Genomic DNA, 17,572 nt, shown 5'->3' on the forward strand with positions numbered 1-17,572 from the left:
GATGCGCGCCTGCCCTAGGGCAGGCGCGCATCAGTGCGCGGTGAGGGGTTTTATGTCTAGTTTTAAAGCGGTTCGTCGCGGCGTGTTGTTGATGCTTGTTAGCTTGGCCTGCTCCCAGGCCATGGCCGGTGTGGTGATCACCGGTACCCGCTTGATTTACCCGGCAGGCCAGAAAGAAATCACCGTCAAATTGAACAATAACGGCACGCGTCCGGCCCTGGTGCAGTCTTGGGTGGACAGTGGCGATGTGGAGTCTAGCCCGACCAGTTCCAAGGCGCCGTTCGTAATCTCGCCGCCGGTCGCGCGTATCGATCCGAGCAAGGGTCAGAGTTTGCGGTTGATGTTTACCGGTTCGCCCTTGCCAACCGACAAAGAGTCGGTGTTCTGGTTCAACGTATTGGAAATTCCCCCGGCAGCCGAAGGTCCGGTGGATCTAAATGTGTTGCAAATGGCATTTCGCTCGCGAATCAAGATTTTTTACCGTCCAGATGGGTTGCCCAGTAGCGCAACCGAAGCAATTGATCAGGTGCAATGGAAGGTCATCAAGGTCGCTCAGGGCTATGCCTTACAGGCCCATAACCCGACCGCCTTCTACGTGTCGCAAGTGGAGCTGACTCTGGTCGCCGCAGGTCAGCGCTACAACAGCGTCGACGGCATGGTCGCTCCGGGCGAAACCAAGGAATTTGCTCTGCCCTCGCTCAAGGCGCTGCCTGCTGCGGGCGCCCAGGTCGAGTTTAACGCCATTAATGATTACGGCGCGCTGATGCCAACGAAAAAAACTCTGCCCACTTGAAGTTACGCCTCCGTCGTTAGTCGCTTGAGTATCCTGTCATGAGTATGTCCAGCTTTAAGTTGAATCAACGATCTCCTTTAGTTTTGAGTCTGAAGAATATCTTATTTTTCAAAATGTTTGCCGTCGCAACGGGTGTATTTGGCGGACAGGCATGGGCAGAAGATGTTCAGTTCAACGGGGCGTTTCTCCCGCAGGGTTCGAAAGAGCTTGATCTGACCCAATACGAGAAGGGTAATCCGGTGTTGCCGGGGGAATACCGAGCCGATATTGCAGTCAACGGTCAGTTGGTCAGTCGTCAGGATATTCGCATTAATGCTGAGGCGGATGGCAGTAATCCGACAGTGTGTATCAATCGGGCACTGTTGGAGTTGGCCGGTGTTGACCTTCATAAACTAAGCGTTGATGCCACGCTTAGTCTCGAAAGTGGCAAAACTTGTCTGGACTTGACGCAGTTGATCGAGGGGGCTAGTGCCACTTTTTCGCCATCGTCCCAACAGCTTGATCTCAGTATTCCGCAAATTGCACTTCGTCGTGACGCTCGAGGCTATGTAAGCCCTGAGTTGTGGGACCGTGGGGTGACGGCGGCAACTTTGAGCTACAACCTCAATGCCAACCATAATAAAACAAGCTTCGATACCTATGATTCGGCGTATATGGGGTTGAATGCAGGGTTCAATATTGGTGACTGGCGCCTGCGTCATAACGGCTCTCTGAGCTGGGACAAGATGGCCGGTAAAAATTATCAGTCGTTGGACAGTTATGCCCAGCGCGACATCACTTCGCTCAAAAGCCAGTTGTTGGTGGGCGAGTCTAATACCAGTGGTGAAATTTTCGACACTTTGGCTTATCGCGGCGTACAAATGGCCACTGATGATCGAATGCTGCCCGAATCCCAGCGCGGCTATGCCCCGGTCATTCGCGGCATTGCCCGAACCAGTGCCCGAGTGACGGTGCGCCAGGCCGGTAATCTTCTGTATGAGACGACAGTGGCGCCTGGCTCGTTCGTGATCGATGATCTGTACTCCACCGGTTACGGTGGTGACCTGCAGGTGACCGTTTTCGAGGCGGATGGCAGCGAGCAAACGTTCATCGTGCCTTATGCCTCCACCGCGCAGTTGCTGCGCCCTGGAACTTCGCGCTACAGCGCCACGATTGGTGAAACCCGTAATAACTATGTCAGCGAACAAGCAAAAGTATTGCAGGGCACTTATCAACGCGGTCTGAACAATATTTTCACCGGTTTCGGTGGTGTCCAGGCAAGCGATGATTACAAGGCAGTGCTGGCAGGTTTGGCATTTAGCACGCCAATCGGCGCCATGGCGGCCGATATCACGCAGGCCCAGACCGATCTGCGAAGGGGCACGATCAGTGGTCAAAGTCTGCGTCTGACCTACAGCAAGAACATCCTCAGCACCGGCAGTAACTTCGCGGTGGCCGCGACCCGCTTTTCCACCGAAGGCTTTCTGGATTTCAACAGCGCGGTACAGCTGGCTGACGCTGAGCATAATGGCCTGGACACCAGTCTGTATGGTCGCGCGCGCAGTCGTCTTTCCTTGACCGCTAACCAGAGTTTGGGTGGGTGGGGTCAAGTTGCGCTCAGTGGCTTCACCCAGAATTACTGGAATTTGCCCGGCACTGACGTTCAATATCAGTTCAGCTACAACAAGCAAGTCGGTCAGGTCAGTTACGGTGTTAGCACTAACCGCAGTCGCGTTGGTTTGGGTGACATGGAGAGCACCCTCATGTTTACCGTCAGTATGCCGCTGGAGTTTGGCTCTTCTCTCAACCGTCCTCAACTGTCCGCACGAGTGCTGCGTGATAACAATGGCAACTACAGTGAACAAGCGAGTGTAAGCGGTACAGGCGGTGAGGATCGTCAGTACAGCTATGGCGTAACGGCAGGGCATGATGGTGTATCTCGCGCCAACAGCACGTCGGTGAATGGTCAGTACATCGGCCCTAAAGCCACCGTCGGCGCCACCGTCAGTCAGGGGGATGGTTACGAGAGTCTTTCGCTTAATGCCAGTGGCTCAGTCGTGGCGCACCCGGCAGGCGTAACCTTTTCTCCGTATCGCGGCGAGACCATGGCAGTGATCAGTGCGCCAGGTGCTGAAGGCGCCAAAGTGGTTGGGTTCCCGGGACTGAAGCTTGATGGGCAGGGTAACGCCGTCGTGCCGTATTTGCGTCCTTATCAACTTAACGAAGTGGCGATTGATCCCCTGGGCAGCTCAATGGATGTTGAATTGACTGAAACCAGTCAACAAGTCGCACCTCGTGCCGGTGCTGTGGTCGCTCTTAAATACGGCACCAATAATGGTCAGGCCGTACTGCTCAATGTAACCCTGGGCGACGGTAGCCCGCTGCCGTTCGGGGCTAGCGTGACCGACGATCGCGGGGTGTCTGTAGGCGTGGTCGGGCAAGGTGGTCAGCTCTATGCTAGAGTCAAGGATGATGCGCACCGACTGTTGATCAGTTGGGGGGGCTTGGTCAATCAGCAATGCAGTTTGCCACTGCCACCGAGTAAGAGTGACGGCAAACAACTGCATCAGGTGGATGTTGTGTGCTCTACCGCTCAACCAGACGCTCGCGTTGTTACGACGAGTCGCGTATCGGAAGCCAAGTTATGAACATGATTCGAATAGTAAAAAATAGTATAGCGCTGCTGGGTTTATCGTTGCTGGCCGGTGTAGCGTCGGCTAATAACTGTACCTTTCAAGCGGGCAGTGGCCAAATTATACGAAACATGCCGCTGCTCAGTAGTAACCTGACCGTGGGGCGTGATGTGCCGATAGGTAGTGAAATCTATCGTCAAACCTTTAAACCTAGCAGTTCGATCAAGTATCAGTGCGATCCTGGTGTTTACACTATATATGAAGAGAGGGCACTTATATCAACGCCGCTTCCATTGGCGAACTATACGGGCTCTCCGGCTCAAACCGGAAAGATATATGAGTCGGGAGTGCCGGGTATCGGCGTAGGTTTTTGGCGGGCCGGTACTCATATGCCTAGTTCATCGACTTTGGCAAGCAACCCGGGGGCGATTCTTTTAATTTCTTCCCCTGGGGATTGGGATATCTCTTTATATAAGATTGGCCCGATTTCTCCGGGGGTTATTCAGGGCGCTTCTCTGCCGACGATGGCTCTTCGCGTTACATCTCCTAACCAACTGGTGTTAGAGCAAATTGGGTTATCCGGCAGTATTAATATTGTTTCGCGTACCTGCGATACCCCCGATGTGATGGTAACAATGGGGGAGCACCGTACGAGTGAATTTAGCGGCGTGAACAGTGCGACGCCATGGCAAGATTTTTCCATCTCCTTAAATAATTGCCCTGCGTTTTACGGTTTCTACCCCTCCGGCGGCCCAGCGTGGTGGTCTGATGCTAGTGTTACGAGCCGTAGCGCCAACGCCAACGTGTTGTCTTTCCGTTTGGATGGAACCCAATCAGCCATAAATTCGAGCCTAGGTATCTTGAGCATAAACCCAAGTATTGCAGGACAGCCCACCGCTGCCGTGGGCATCGGCGTGCAGGTCGCCGATAAATACAGCACACCGTTGCCGCTGGCGACCTACGCCGCGAGTCGCATCACGACTAAAGACATTGATGGCCAGAGCTACTCCATTCCACTCAGGGTACGTTACATCCAAACCGGCAGTAGTCTGGTCGGCGGTCCGGCCAATGCCTCGGCAACGTTTACCATCAACTATCAGTAAGGAGCCTTTGAGGCAGAAATTCTACCGTCCCAGGGCATCCGCAGCAGTCCCAAGTCACCAGCGTGGCCACCACAGCCAAGTTGCTTGCGCTTGCGCGAAACGCACCATGCCTGGCGCAAAAAAAAACCTTCTCGAAGGAAGGTTCAAAAGTGCTGTAGACATAAGCCGCTCAACAATAGCACCCGGCAAGGGAAGTGCTAGCCAGAAGCAAGAGTGTCGCGGGTGACTGCTAACCTGAAGGAAGCCCGAAGCAAATGCGGGCCTGACGAACAGGAGGCGGATAGAGGCGGTGCAGTGGGGTGAAATGGCCAAAATCATCAAAGCCCAATACTTGCGTGTGTCGCGAACGCTGGCGTAAGCCAGCGATGCTGGATCGAAGATCGGGAGTAGGCCTCCCGAAGTCCGCTTGCAGGAGCCGGCTTCAAACCTCCCGGTGCTGCTGCGTTCAAAAGGCGTGGTGGTGAGCGACTTTGGAAAAGGCAATAGAGGCGTCAGGTATGAATGGCACTTACTTAGCAGTTAACCTCTTGAGCTAAAAGCAAAAAATGAAGACGGGCTGGTCTTGGTCTACGGTGATAGTTGCGAACACACACCGACGAACCAAGGACACAGCCCCAATGAATCGTAGACGTCAAATTCTCCAGCATCAAAAGCAACGTTTTCATCGACACGCTTCGAACTGTGATGTCTAAGTTTTTTCAATCTTCTCACTGCTCCCGAACTGTTCCAGCCTGTCGAATCTGCACTGCCAGAATATCGGGAGCGTCTGTTTCCGCCGACTGAAACGCTGTCTATGTTTCTGGCTCAAGCGATGAGTGCCGACCGTTCCTGCCAGAACGCCGTCAGCGACTTGTCCATCAAACGGTCTTGTGGCGGCATGAAGCCCAATAGCATTCGTACGGGCGCCTACTGTAAAGCCAGAAAACGCCTGCCTGTGGAAATGGTTTCCACGTTGGTCAGGCACACCGGCGCTTCGATCAGTGATAAAGCACCATCGTCGTGGCGCTAGATGGGACGGCCTGTACGCCTTGTGGACGGTACGACGGTCAGCATGCCCGACACCGCGGCCAATCAGGGTGCCTATCCGCAGTCTCGCGCTCAGAAAGTCGGTCTTGGCTTTCCGTTGTGTCGAGTGGTTGGCATTGTTTGCCTCTCCAGCGGCGCCGTTTTATATGCCGCCCTTGGGCGTTTCAGAGACAAGGGCGGCGATGAACAGACGCTGCTCAGATCAATGCTCGACACGTTGAAAACAGGCGACATTTTGTTGGGCGACGCTTACTACGCTACCTATTTCCTGTTGTGCGAGTTGCAGCGAAGAGGTGTCGATGGCGTATTCGAACAATATGGCGCTCGACGGCGCAGGACGGGATCGTGTCCCTGGACGTGGTGTAACTCCCGTGTTCTTGGCTGTTGAGTTTGATGCCTCAGTTAATTATGGCTGATAGTTTAGCCGTGGGGTTGTCACTCACCGCCTGGAAGCCTTCCAGCTGCATGTAGCGCTTCTGCAGGCTCCATTCGTCGTTCTGCTCCAGTAGCATGGCGCCGACCAGGCGCACGATGGCGGCGTCGTTGGGGAAGATGCCCACCACGTCGGTTCGCCGCTTGACCTCGGCGTTTAAGCGTTCCAGTGGATTGGTGCTGTGGATCTGTTGCCGGTGGGCCTTGGGAAATGTCATGTGCGCCAGGACTTCGTCCTCGCTGGCATCCATCAGCTGGCTGATTTTCGGGTACTTTTCGCGTAATTGATCCGCCACGACACGCCATTGCCGGCGTGATTCGGCCTCATTGTCCTGGGCAAAGACCGTGCGCAGCAGGGCCGCCACCATGGTGCGCTGGCCTTTGCCCACATGGGCCATGGCATTGCGCATGAAATGGACCCGGCAACGTTGCCAGGTCGCGTTGAGTACCTTAAAGATCGCGGCCTTCAGGCCTTCATGAGCGTCGGAGATCACCAGCTTTACGCCCCGCAGTCCTCGCCGCATCAGGCTGCGCAAAAAATCCGTCCAGAACGGTTCAGCCTCCGAGGGGCCTACGCGCATGCCCAGCACTTCACGACCTCCGTCAGTGTTGACGGCCACGGCGATTATGACGGCGACCGAGACGATCCGTCCGGCCTCCCGCACTTTGACGTACGTCGCATCGATCCACAGATAAGGCCAATCTCCTTCGATGGGGCGATCCAGGAAGGCGTGCACACGCTCATCGATTTCGCCCGCGAGTCGTGAAACCTGGCTTTTGGAAATCCCGGTCATGCCCATGGCCTTGACCAACTCGTCGACCGATCGCGTTGAGACGCCTTGGATGTAGGCCTCCTGAATGACCGCGGCCAAGGCCTTTTCAGCGGTGCGGCGCGGCTCCAGGAAGCCAGGGAAGTAGCTGCCACTGCGCAGCTTGGGGATGCGCAGATCCACGTCACCGGTGCGCGTCTGCCACAAACGGTCCCGATAGCCGTTGCGGCTGTTGGTGCGCTCCATGCTCTTGATGTCGTAGCCGGCGCCGCACAGGCCTTCAACATCGAGTTCCATCATGCGCTGGGCGACAAATTGAATCATTTGCCTGAGCAAATCGACGTCAGCCCCTTTCTCCAGGATCGTGTCCCTGGAAGTGGTGTAACTGAAACCAGCTGAAGGCGCCTTGCGGCGAAAGAAGTGGGTCACCGTGGTTCTTGGCTAAGGTTGAGTTTGCAAAGACCTAACCTGAACCGGGAGAACCACGATGACCAAACCTACTGTCTCACTGAACGAGCTGCTGGAGAAAGGGGCTGACGTCGATTTGCTCAGGCAAATGATTCAATTTGTCGCCCAGCGCATGATGGAACTCGATGTTGAAGGCCTGTGCGGCGCCGGCTACGACATCAAGAGCATGGAGCGCACCAACAGCCGCAACGGCTATCGGGACCGTTTGTGGCAGACGCGCACCGGTGACGTGGATCTGCGCATCCCCAAGCTGCGCAGTGGCAGCTACTTCCCTGGCTTCCTGGAGCCGCGCCGCACCGCTGAAAAGGCCTTGGCCGCGGTCATTCAGGAGGCCTACATCCAAGGCGTCTCAACGCGATCGGTCGACGAGTTGGTCAAGGCCATGGGCATGACCGGGATTTCCAAAAGCCAGGTTTCACGACTCGCGGGCGAAATCGATGAGCGTGTGCACGCCTTCCTGGATCGCCCCATCGAAGGAGATTGGCCTTATCTGTGGATCGATGCGACGTACGTCAAAGTGCGGGAGGCCGGACGGATCGTCTCGGTCGCCGTCATAATCGCCGTGGCCGTCAACACTGACGGAGGTCGTGAAGTGCTGGGCATGCGCGTAGGCCCCTCGGAGGCTGAACCGTTCTGGACGGATTTTTTGCGCAGCCTGATGCGGCGAGGACTGCGGGGCGTAAAGCTGGTGATCTCCGACGCTCATGAAGGCCTGAAGGCCGCGATCTTTAAGGTACTCAACGCGACCTGGCAACGTTGCCGGGTCCATTTCATGCGCAATGCCATGGCCCATGTGGGCAAAGGCCAGCGCACCATGGTGGCGGCCCTGCTGCGCACGGTCTTTGCCCAGGACAATGAGGCCGAATCACGCCGGCAATGGCGTGTCGTGGCGGATCAATTACGCGAAAAGTACCCGAAAATCAGCCAGCTGATGGATGCCAGCGAGGACGAAGTCCTGGCGCACATGACATTTCCCAAGGCCCACCGGCAACAGATCCACAGCACCAATCCACTGGAACGCTTAAACGCCGAGGTCAAGCGGCGAACCGACGTGGTGGGCATCTTCCCCAACGACGCCGCCATCGTGCGCCTGGTCGGCGCCATGCTACTGGAGCAGAACGACGAATGGAGCCTGCAGAAGCGCTACATGCAGCTGGAAGGCTTCCAGGCGGTGAGTGACAACCCCACGGCTAAACTATCAGCCATAATTAACTGAGGCATCAAACTCAACAGCCAAGAACACGGGAGTTACACCACGTCCAGGGACACGATCGCGTTTGACCTGGAGGTTCGTCAGCATTGTCCGAAAGCGCGAGTGGTCTACGACCTGTTTCATGTGGTGGCCAAATATGGCCGGGAGGTCATTGATCGGGTCCGCGTCGACGAAGCTAATCGGTTGCGTCACGACAAGCCGGCTCGCAAGGTCATCAAGCAAGCGCGATGGCTGTTGCTGCGCAATCCGCAGAATCTGAAAACGCCGGAACAACAGGTTCACTTGCAGGATTTGTTAGCCGCCAACCAATCGTTGATGACGGTTTATTTGATGAAGGCTGAGCTCAAAACGCTTTGGACACCGCGTGCTGCCTGGGCCTGGAGATCGGACTGGAAGCAATGGCTGCGCCATGCTCATGAAAGCGAAATACCAGCTCTGATCCAGTTTGCCAAACGGTTAAAGGGTTACTGGCGGGGTATCGTGAGCCGGGTGCGCTGGCCAATGCACACTGGTCAGTTGGAAGGAATAAACAATCGAATAAAGGTCATCAAGCGAATGGCGTACGGTTACCGGGATAGCGAGTTCTTTTTCATGAAGATCAAGAGCGTCTTTCCCGGTAATCCGTGAAGAAATCGAGTAGGAGGCGATTTCACAACCGCCGTCCTCTCACATACATGGACGCCCCCCGTTTGCCGAGCTTTCAATTCGTGACAACACAGACGGGGTTGAGATTGCAGCCATACATCCGGACTTTGAATGAGGCTCTGCCTCTGTCCCTGATGGAATTCGCTGATCGGGCTCTTATCACCACCACGCGCTCGAAGCGCCTGTGAGAGGGCAGAGTTACCTGCAGGTCATGCCAGGCATCATCGTCGTAGCGCTCCGCGCCCCATTGGGTTCCGGCTTTGCGGAATAGCCACTCAACAGGATCGGCACCGAGCCGCTTTCGCGCCTCGGTTACACCACTGCGGGCCAACAAGTGATCAGAGGCCAGGCCTTGGGCGCAGATGTTCAAGCGTCTGGCCACCTCGTGAACCGGCTCGTCACGAAACAACGCCATGCCGAGCACCAGCCAAAGCACTTGGTCAGCGGGCAGGCGACGTCGGCGAATGGTTGCCTGACTCGACAGATCCAGCGCAGTCGCTACCCATTCAATGGGAATGTTTTGGGTGAAAGTGCTCAGGTCGCAGAAGTTGAAAAGGTCGCCGAGGTCGAGCAGGTCCTGTTGAACAGACATAAAAAATCCGATGCCAGAGGTCTGGCATCGGATTTTCGGATAAGCCCGACTTGACTCAAATGCTTAAGTGAACAGCATTACGTATGGCTTACGGGCTTTTTGGCTTACCAGTCTTCTGGGCGTTCGGCGTGCTGATGGAGAATCCGGAAGACCAATACGGTGGCCCCTTTCAAGGTGTAAACAGCTCGGTAGGGGAACTTCGCAATAATCAGTTCCCGGCAATCAGGGATGTCCGAGGCTTTCCCTAGCTGGGGAAAGCTCTCCAGCCGATACAGGGCCTCGAGCACCTGGAATACCACGGCCTCGGCTTTTTCCGCGCCTAGGCGCGGTGCGTAATGCTCGTAGATCCCTTCAAGATCACTGTCCGCCTTGCTGGTTAATGCGATTTTCGGCACGGGCCACCCACTTAGCCTTCACGGCATCCAAGTCGATTAGATTACCTGCCTCTGCATCGGCGATCCCCTCGGCTACAGCGCGAAAATGCCAGGACTCAGATTCTACATAACGTGCCAGTGCACGCTTGAGATGGTACTGACGATCCCGGTCGGTTGCTTCAGCGAGCTGATCGAGCTGGGTAACCAGTTCGGGCTCCACACGAAAAGACAGGACAGGCGAGGCCATGGTAAATGCTCCCAGCAAATTTGTATACGTTGTTTACGATAATAACTATGTCAACACGATAATCATAAATGACGGCCTCGTCAATGGCGAATACCCATCATCCGATGAAGAGGGGAGGCCGCCGCTGCTGTGTCAAGGCTAGGTAGAAATGTCGCTCATCGGGCTAAGTAGAAATGTCACAGACCGAATACGACTCGAGGTCGCAATCAGCCATTTGGCACTGACGGCAATATAAGCCTACGAACAATACGGCGCCTAGTAAGATCTGTCCCCTAGATGACGCATTCGGTCGCGTTTCACATTGAGTGATCTTTTACACTGACCGCCCAAGGGCTGGCATTTTATGGTGTTACTGATGAAAAAAACTGTCTTTCGTTTTCTCTGACCCTGCTCGTGGTGGTAGCCGCTGTTCCTGTTTTTGCTGAGCCAATACAAGGGCCGTACATAGCTCCAGATTCGCCTGTGAATACGACGATTGCCGGGTACCAGGACTGGCCCGATGTGGCCACTCTTCTTGATGTATAGGAAACTCAAAGCTGTAACCCTCCCTATACATCAAGGCGGCGTTACCTGTCTTCGCCATGAAGGCAGTGCAGTGGTTGCCTTCAGGGCATAAGTGAGGTGACGTTTTTGCCGATAAGCGGCTGAATTGCCGCCTTTTGCGAATCGCGGACGCACCTTCCCTGCATCACTGCGAGACATACCTCAACAGCCCGATGTCGCGTGCTTTGCACACCAGCTGGGCGATGCCCAGGCCTGACAGGGCACGGGTGTAGACCAATTTGCTTCCACACAGCACGCAGCTGAACGGATTGCGGTTGAGAAACGCTTTGCTCATCTGCGCGAAATACAGCTTCGGCGCTTTTTCGGGTGTGACCATCTGCAGGGCCTCATAGACCCGCGGCAGCTGCCGGCCGCAGACACGGTTGGCCAGAAAACCAAAATAGCGAATCATCCGGAAGTGCTTTTCCGGAATGTGCTGGATAACCCGGCGCAGCATCTCTGACTGGCTCACGGTTTCGCGCTGAAAGGTCTTCGTACGGTGATCCAAGTAGGTAAAACTCACTGTCGGAATGGCCGAGTAATGCGCCAGGCGGCTGCCGGAGATCGGTGGTTTTTTCAGGTGGCGCCGAGGTATTCCACCATTTTGCGGCCGTTGTGGGTCTTTTTCGATACGTAAATGTGCCAGTGTGAACCGCCGGCCTGCCGCACAAAGTGTTTAAAGGTGCTTTCGCTGTCGATCCACTGCAATTGCGGTGGCATCTGCAGCTGATCCCACTGACTGATCAGAAACTGACGCAGATTCCACATCCAACGGCGGCGGATGGCCGCTTTGTGATACGCCAGATCCCTCCAGACACCGTCTTTGTCGAGGCCACGGCAGGTTACCGAGACATGCACGTGCGGATGCCAGTTGAGCCGGCGGCCGTACGTGTGGATCGCACAGAAAATGCCAATGATTACCCAGCGCTGCCGCGCGGCATACAGCAGGTTGTCGACGGCCAGGCGGCACACGGCTTCGAGCAGGTGGCGGTTGTAGAAAAACAGTGGCCACAGCGTATCGGGCTGGGTGAACACCAGGTGTTGCCAGGCACAGTCGGGCAGGCGGTGATTTTGGGTGGTGATCCACTGATCGGTGGCCTTTTGGCCGCAGCAGGGACAGGCACGGCTGTGGCAGGTGTTGCACAGGCATTTCTGGTGCGGACAATTTTCGTGGCTGCAGCGGTACTGTCTGACGCCGAGGATCGAGGTGCTGCAGGCGAGCATTTTGGTGACCGCTTCGACTTCGATGTCGCGCAGGCCTCTAGCGTCGAGCAGGACCGGCCAGCACTGATTGGCGGTGAAGAGGTATTTCAGCGGACGAGGCTGGAAGCCGGAAGGGGTGGACATGGCAGTGGGTAAAAGTGGCAATGGAGCGACTCAGGCTAGCAGAGCCCGCCACGTAATCGACCGAAGGCAAACAACTTCAGAATTTCCCTACAGACCGTGTATGCCGGGCCCTATATATTGCGTGGCTAAATTAAGTAAACAATACAGTACTGGCATGACACTGTCCGATTTGCTGCCGAAAGCTGCACAGTTCGCGTCTTGTTGAGCGGAACGCAAGTCGTCGAGATGGGGGACGCCGAGACGTCGTTCGTATCCCCAGAGTGGCAATAGGCAATGGAACTTCCGGCCACCGCAGACGTTCGTTTGCACCCAACCCGACGTTGGCGAGCGGTGGGTTGCCGGCAAGCCCTCTTTATCGACCAAACGAGGGTCGATCGAAGGGATGGCATCACTTAACGTTGGACTTCAATATGATGAACGAACTCTCACAGATCGAGCAGCAGTACAGCTTCACGCTCCCGAGCACGTACCGGTCGTTTGTGGAGCGCGGGTATTTAACGTACCCGGGCGACACCTGCCTTTATGTGCACGAGGCCGAGTGGTTGCCGACGGAGAAAATGCAAGATCTCGGCGGATTTTGGGGCAACCCAAAGCCTGGACTGGTCGCGTTTGCATTCAGCGGTCGTCGCGATCTGTGGGCATGGCAGACGCAATGCATCTCAAAGCTTGGTGAGCCCGCAATCGCCTTCTGCCCACGCGACGACTATGAAGGAGAATGGTTTGCGCCTTCCCTTCTCGGCTGGCTGTATCGCATCTCTTTGGAGTACGGGAATTCAATGTGGGATGACGAGCCCGCAACAAGGAAGAATCTGAACCGATGGGCTGCGGTACTTCGGGAGCACGGTGCACAAGAGTGGGCGGAAGTCGTGTACTCCGTCGCTTCCCGTAAGGTCGCCCAAATTCGATCCAGCTCGCGCGGACGAGAGTATGTTGAGAACTCACTGATTGGCCAACGCGAACTCAATGAGCGCGTGACGGCAGCGTTTGGACCGCACTTCGTCGAGACGCCCTATATCTGGGACATGGATGGGGAACCGTTGGCAGGCTAGTCCTTGCTGCAATGGCGAATCGCGATCACATAGCGGCTCCTCTGACTTTCGCGGATCGGCCATGATCCGACTTTTGGGAAAGACCGCTTTGAAGCACGCCGCGGGACGCAATCAATCATCAACAACGATCTGATTTTGTGGGGGGGCGCGCGATGAAGGTACTAGAACAGAATCTGCGGGCAAGGCTTGCGCATGACGATCTTCCACACTTGCTGGCATTGCTTCAGCAGTTCAAAGAGCGCGGTGGAACTAGCGACTGCGCCAGACGTGTTCTTGAGATGCTCAGAGAAGAGCAATCTGTGGCCTACCTTGAGGATCGGGTCCTCGAACTGCTGGACGTTGCCACGCGCTTCTGTTCGCAGAAGCTTCGCATTTGGGAGGAAAATTCCAAGTAACTATCTCTAGCACAGGTCACGAAGGCACTGGAAACCGTTGCTTCTGGGGATTTACTGGTTGTTGCGCGTGTTCGGGGTCACAACAAGAGTGAAATCAGGCGCATGGTCCAAATGACAAGTGATGATTTGAAGAAGCTTGTTTTTAGTGCTCTAGAAGATGGCCACATGCGCGGCGGGGACATCGAAGTATTTCTCCCAGGATTGAACCGCATGCTCGTCGGACACCATGACGGCGTTTTCTGGTTCAATGGCAAAACAACCGTCTTTGCGGACCAGGGCAGCAAGGAAATGCACGAAGGGTTGCGCAAAACCATCATCAAACAGTTGGGCCTCAAGGCTTGAGGCTTGGCTGTACCCCCAAGAGGTGAGGCGCCATATATCAATACCCGCTAGAGCTGCACCCCGAGTCCATCGGCGTGTGGTTGTCGTGCCCGGACATTCCGGAAATGAACGCCGCCGGCGACACCCTGGGCGAAGCCTTTGCCGATGCCCTGAACGGACTGGAATCGGCGCTGTCGTTGTACGTCGAGCAGCGCCGTCCGATTCCGGCCGGCTCGTTTGACAGGTTTAATTTCAATCCGATCCCGGCGAAGGACTTTGACCAGTACTTAGAACTCGTCGCGCTTGACCCCGACAAAGGACTGCTTTCTTGGGCGCTGTCGTGGGTGGTGGAAATCCCGGACCTCACGGCTGACCAATTTCGAGCTCTTGCAGTGCATCCTCTTGTGGCGACCTGAGAGAAACACGCATTCTTCCTTGAACGGAACCGAAACGACTCGGAATGATGGAAGCGGCAAATCGGCGGCCATCATCAGATTAGGTCAACTTGAGACAAAGACGAGAGTTCCTCTGATGGGTCTTCGACCAGGCTGGACCGAACGCTTAGTACCTTGTTGAGTCAGGTTCGGTCGTCCGGCTGCGAGGTCTTACGCGACATCGAACGACCGAACATCCCGAGAAAATCATGAAAGTACCCAACTCGAAGGCCGTCAAGATTCTTCTAAACTACAACCTGCTTGCGCCCCAAGAAACCACGGCGGATGATTTCGCCTATGCCAAAGCCGCTGGGCTTATGTTCGATCCGTCGCGGATAAGCCATGATGCCATCGTGCAGTGGGCATTGGACGAATTTGCTCGATGCGATCGGCAGTCAGTTGCCACCGCGTTTCTCCTTGGGCTGGAGTTGAATCAGCCCCATCTCCGCGCCGCGTTGTCCGCCTGCGCGGTGATGACGCATTTCCCGTCTCACGGTTATCCTGCAATGGTCATCCGTTGCATTGCTCCATATGTGCCGTTGCTGAGGTTGCAAACGTCAATCTGACGTTCCTGAACCTATGTCGATGGGAGGCTGGATGCATCATCGCGCGCGACCCTAGCGCTCTAGCCTTCAACCTACAGCAGCACCGCCTTGGTGAGATCACGCCGCCAGGCGGCACGGGCGCCGACAGGTTCTGCGAAATATTGAGTCTGATTGACGCCAGTAGTCCGGATGAGACGCCGTCGACGCTACACAAAAAGATTCGCAAATTGCCCGGACTTCGAATGTCTTTGGAACAAGCCCGCTATCTCCTTGACACGATGGGCTATTGCGGGATTTTGCATACCCCGGAGCACCAAGGTTTTATTTACCGGTACGTCGATCACCTCAACCCGCGCAAGTCCCGTAGCTCTGATTGGGGCTACCCAGTTGATTTCTGGAAAGGCAAAGAGGGCATCAACCCAGATGCATTGAGGTACTGGTTCCCTCACCAACCACGCATCGCCGGATGGCGCTCCGTACGAGCGTAGCAGCGCGACAGCGACATGGCTGAATCCAGCGACCGCTTTGGAACCATGCGTACGGCCGGTAAGGCCCCGCTGCCGCTCGTGGCCCCCCCCAAGTTCTCGGCATAGGGTTCAGCGCGAAGCCGGCGACCATCGGCCTTAAGTCGGTTTGCGTCGGGTAACAGCAGCGCATTACTGCGCCGCCGTCCCCTAAGAACCGGACATGAGAGTCGCCCCTCATCCGGCTCAAGCCGTTCAACAGCACCGTCGTCTGGTACCGGGCAATTAATCAACGTCCATCGCGGCTCGACGTCGGGCAAAGTAAGACGACCACGCAGGGTCAAAGGGATTAGCCAAGCCACGTATTTTGACATGCCGAACGATTGGAATCGTCGACGCGCGAAAAAGCCACCATCGTTGGACAATACCTCCGACTTTGGTTTGCGCAGCAAATACCCAGTTTTGGTACCTCACTGTGTGGAAGTATCTCTGTCTTACCCAGCCTGCGCCTTTATTGGGATGCCGGCGCAGGGCCCATGTCCATAAGAGACGCCAAATTTGAGCATCTATCGATGAGAATAGAGACTTGGATACCACATGGCGGTGATACATCGCCCAACCGCGAATGATCGGGTTGAGCTGTAGGATCAGATTCGCCTGTGTGGCACTCTTGTTGTTCTTTACGATTTCCCTAACCTTGCCCAGCAGCGCCTTCACGCTCTTGTTGGCCGGTTTGATGAGCAGCTTACCTTGGTACTTGCGTACGTTCTGCCCAAGGAAATCAAAACCCTCAGCAATGTGGGTGATCTTGGTTTTCTCTTCCGAGAGTTCCAGTCCCCGGATGGCCATGAACTGCCTGACCGCCGGGAGGACGCTGTGCTCTAGAATTTCTTTCGAGATTCCAGTCACAACAAAATCATCCGCATATCTGACGACGTTAATCTTGGACCTTTCGCGCGCGCGTTTCGTCGGTCCCACGCTGGCATGCACTGCCGCTTCCAGTCCGTCTAACGCCATGTTTGCGATCACCGGCGAAATGATTCCCCCCTGCGGGGTACCGGCCTGTGTCGCAAACAGAGTTCCTTCATCGATAAACCCAGCCTGAAGCCATCGCCGCAGGATCGTCTTATCCATCGGTATATTCTTGAGCATCCATTCGTGGCTAAAGTTATCGAAACAGCCACGGATATCACCCTCAAGTACCCACACTGGCGACCTACGTTTGGCCAGCGTGATGAAACAATATTCGATGGCGTCGGCGGTCGAGCGGTTGGGCCGAAACCCATACGAGTTTGGATCCGCCAAGCTTTCTGAAACAGGTTCCAGAGCCAGCTTCCACAGTGCCTGCATTGATCTGCAGAGCATGCGGGGAATTCCCAGCGGACGCTTCTGGCCATTGCTCTTGGGGATGTAGATACGTCGCAGCGGCAACGCACGGTAGCTGCGATGCCGCATTGACTCCATCCCGCTCCACTTGGCCGCCGGGATCGCCCAGATTTTGCCATCGACGCCCGGCGTTCTCTTGCCACGATTTTCTGTCACTCGTTTGACAGCTAACATCTTGCCGCTGTGCGAGCGGGTCAGCAGGTGTTGCAGGGCTTTCACCTTGCCCCACCGGCCTTCCATTGTTGCCTTAGCGATACGCGCCTGGAGTCGTTTCACGTCTTCTTTGATGAGGCCCCAGTTAGCCTGAAGCCACATCCTTTCAGCGTGCGAAGGCGCACCAGTACCGATCGCATCTGTTTTCCCAGCGCTACCAATAACCGTCATCTGCTTTCCTTCGAGTAACGATTAATCAAGTTCTCTCGCCATGAATGACCCTACGGAAGTCTGCCCACTTTCGAGTCGAGCAATGTTTCAGCCCGTATCCCGCCCATTACAGGCGGGCCTTCGCTTTTTCCGCATTCCTTTACCCGCAGCACCCACAGCGTTCCTTGCGGTTCGCCTGCCGTTTCCGGCGGCACTACGGGCTTACCCTGTTCCGCCTGAATTTCTGAGCGGGGCGGACCCCTCCTGTTCGCCGGCGGCCTACTGTCCATGATGCCCCAGGAATAAAGGGGTCATACCTGGCCGCGTACCGTTTTGGTTCAAGCCTGTCAGCACATTTGGCTTGTTGAGCATGACGACGTTTAACAGAGGTTCACATGTGTTGGTCGTAGCCGCTCGTTCCTAGCCCCTCACCACCGTTGTGCTGGTAGA

The 17,572-nt window shown here is 55.7% G+C and carries 14 protein-coding genes and 3 pseudogenes; 11 read left to right on the plus strand and 6 right to left on the minus strand.

Going from position 1 to position 17,572, the window contains the following annotated elements:
• The first annotated feature begins 52 nt into the window (after window positions 1–52).
• The 4 genes and pseudogenes from ACA068_RS30735 to ACA068_RS30750 form a co-directional block, all read left to right on the plus strand.
• The gene (locus tag ACA068_RS30735; RefSeq protein ID WP_497310721.1) at window positions 53–793 is read left to right on the plus strand and encodes a fimbrial biogenesis chaperone; all 741 of its coding nucleotides are present in this window, start codon (window positions 53–55) and stop codon (window positions 791–793) included.
• A 38-nt stretch (window positions 794–831) separates the two neighbouring features.
• On the plus strand, window positions 832–3,420 hold the full coding sequence (locus ACA068_RS30740; RefSeq protein ID WP_497310722.1) for a fimbria/pilus outer membrane usher protein: 2,589 nt from the start codon (window positions 832–834) through the stop codon (window positions 3,418–3,420).
• On the plus strand, window positions 3,417–4,508 hold the full coding sequence (locus ACA068_RS30745) for a fimbrial protein (protein ID WP_497310723.1): 1,092 nt from the start codon (window positions 3,417–3,419) through the stop codon (window positions 4,506–4,508). Before ACA068_RS30740 ends, ACA068_RS30745 begins: the two co-directional genes overlap by 4 nt.
• A gap of 617 nt (window positions 4,509–5,125) precedes the next feature.
• Window positions 5,126–5,874, plus strand: a pseudogene (locus tag ACA068_RS30750) (IS4 family transposase); the annotation flags it as partial.
• A gap of 58 nt (window positions 5,875–5,932) precedes the next feature.
• Here ACA068_RS30750 and ACA068_RS30755 read toward each other — a convergent pair.
• The gene (locus ACA068_RS30755) at window positions 5,933–7,099 is read right to left on the minus strand and encodes an IS256 family transposase (RefSeq protein WP_497310863.1); all 1,167 of its coding nucleotides are present in this window, start codon (window positions 7,097–7,099) and stop codon (window positions 5,933–5,935) included.
• Window positions 7,100–7,223: 124 nt separating this feature from the next.
• On the opposite strand from ACA068_RS30755, the gene ACA068_RS30760 reads away from it, so the two are divergent.
• Window positions 7,224–8,420 (plus strand): IS256 family transposase, encoded by a 1,197-nt coding sequence (locus ACA068_RS30760; RefSeq protein WP_497303600.1) that lies wholly within the window; start codon window positions 7,224–7,226, stop codon window positions 8,418–8,420.
• A 51-nt stretch (window positions 8,421–8,471) separates the two neighbouring features.
• A pseudogene (locus ACA068_RS30765) lies at window positions 8,472–9,044 on the plus strand (transposase); the annotation flags it as partial.
• Between the two features lie 217 nt (window positions 9,045–9,261).
• Here the strand turns inward: ACA068_RS30765 and ACA068_RS30770 are convergent.
• The 4 genes and pseudogenes from ACA068_RS30770 to ACA068_RS30785 form a co-directional block, all read right to left on the minus strand.
• Window positions 9,262–9,654, minus strand: a pseudogene (locus tag ACA068_RS30770) (transposase domain-containing protein); the annotation flags it as partial.
• Window positions 9,655–9,758: 104 nt separating this feature from the next.
• Window positions 9,759–10,049, minus strand: a complete 291-nt coding sequence (locus ACA068_RS30775) for a type II toxin-antitoxin system RelE/ParE family toxin (RefSeq protein WP_140896269.1) — start codon at window positions 10,047–10,049, stop codon at window positions 9,759–9,761.
• Entirely contained in the window at window positions 10,012–10,275 is a 264-nt protein-coding gene (locus ACA068_RS30780; protein ID WP_497310724.1) for a CopG family ribbon-helix-helix protein, read from the minus strand. The genes ACA068_RS30775 and ACA068_RS30780 overlap by 38 nt, the downstream gene beginning before the upstream one ends.
• A 688-nt stretch (window positions 10,276–10,963) precedes the next feature.
• Window positions 10,964–12,165 (minus strand): IS91 family transposase gene (locus ACA068_RS30785; protein ID WP_497310725.1). Its coding sequence is split into 2 segments (ribosomal slippage): window positions 10,964–11,403 and window positions 11,403–12,165, totalling 1,203 coding nucleotides; the frame shifts between segments, so codons are not numbered across the junction.
• 410 nt (window positions 12,166–12,575) lie between these two features.
• Between ACA068_RS30785 and ACA068_RS30790 the strand changes: the two genes are divergently transcribed.
• The 5 genes from ACA068_RS30790 (at window position 12,576) to ACA068_RS30810 (ending at window position 14,930) form a co-directional block, all read left to right on the plus strand.
• Window positions 12,576–13,214: an SMI1/KNR4 family protein gene (locus ACA068_RS30790; protein ID WP_497310726.1), complete on the plus strand. Its 639-nt coding sequence runs from the start codon at window positions 12,576–12,578 to the stop codon at window positions 13,212–13,214.
• Window positions 13,215–13,366: 152 nt separating this feature from the next.
• Window positions 13,367–13,609 (plus strand): hypothetical protein, encoded by a 243-nt coding sequence (locus ACA068_RS30795; protein WP_497310727.1) that lies wholly within the window; start codon window positions 13,367–13,369, stop codon window positions 13,607–13,609.
• 111 nt (window positions 13,610–13,720) lie between these two features.
• A complete protein-coding gene (locus ACA068_RS30800; RefSeq protein WP_497310728.1) occupies window positions 13,721–13,951 on the plus strand; it encodes a hypothetical protein in 231 nt (76 codons plus the stop codon).
• A gap of 53 nt (window positions 13,952–14,004) precedes the next feature.
• A complete protein-coding gene (locus ACA068_RS30805) occupies window positions 14,005–14,346 on the plus strand; it encodes a type II toxin-antitoxin system HicB family antitoxin (RefSeq protein ID WP_497310864.1) in 342 nt (113 codons plus the stop codon).
• 227 nt (window positions 14,347–14,573) lie between these two features.
• Entirely contained in the window at window positions 14,574–14,930 is a 357-nt protein-coding gene (locus tag ACA068_RS30810; protein WP_497310729.1) for a hypothetical protein, read from the plus strand.
• A gap of 728 nt (window positions 14,931–15,658) precedes the next feature.
• On the opposite strand, the gene ltrA is transcribed toward ACA068_RS30810, so the two are convergent.
• Entirely contained in the window at window positions 15,659–17,143 is a 1,485-nt protein-coding gene (gene ltrA, locus ACA068_RS30815) for a group II intron reverse transcriptase/maturase (RefSeq protein ID WP_497310730.1), read from the minus strand.
• Window positions 17,144–17,572 lie beyond the last annotated feature (429 nt).

The sequence above is a fragment of the Pseudomonas sp. LBUM1660 genome (assembly GCF_059695935.1).

Excerpts from the sequence above, each read along its gene's own strand:
- ACA068_RS30740 (WP_497310722.1), top strand. The coding sequence starts at position 832 with ATGAGTATGTCCAGCTTTAAGTTGAATCAACGATCTCCTTTAGTTTTG.
- ACA068_RS30745 (WP_497310723.1), top strand. The coding sequence starts at position 3,417 with ATGAACATGATTCGAATAGTAAAAAATAGTATAGCGCTGCTGGGTTTA.
- ACA068_RS30800 (WP_497310728.1), top strand. The coding sequence starts at position 13,721 with ATGACAAGTGATGATTTGAAGAAGCTTGTTTTTAGTGCTCTAGAAGAT.
- ACA068_RS30780 (WP_497310724.1), bottom strand. The coding sequence starts at position 10,275 with ATGGCCTCGCCTGTCCTGTCTTTTCGTGTGGAGCCCGAACTGGTTACC.
- ACA068_RS30760 (WP_497303600.1), top strand. The coding sequence starts at position 7,224 with ATGACCAAACCTACTGTCTCACTGAACGAGCTGCTGGAGAAAGGGGCT.
- ltrA (WP_497310730.1), bottom strand. The coding sequence starts at position 17,143 with ATGACGGTTATTGGTAGCGCTGGGAAAACAGATGCGATCGGTACTGGT.
- ACA068_RS30790 (WP_497310726.1), top strand. The coding sequence starts at position 12,576 with ATGATGAACGAACTCTCACAGATCGAGCAGCAGTACAGCTTCACGCTC.
- ACA068_RS30795 (WP_497310727.1), top strand. The coding sequence starts at position 13,367 with ATGAAGGTACTAGAACAGAATCTGCGGGCAAGGCTTGCGCATGACGAT.
- ACA068_RS30810 (WP_497310729.1), top strand. The coding sequence starts at position 14,574 with ATGAAAGTACCCAACTCGAAGGCCGTCAAGATTCTTCTAAACTACAAC.
- ACA068_RS30735 (WP_497310721.1), top strand. The coding sequence starts at position 53 with ATGTCTAGTTTTAAAGCGGTTCGTCGCGGCGTGTTGTTGATGCTTGTT.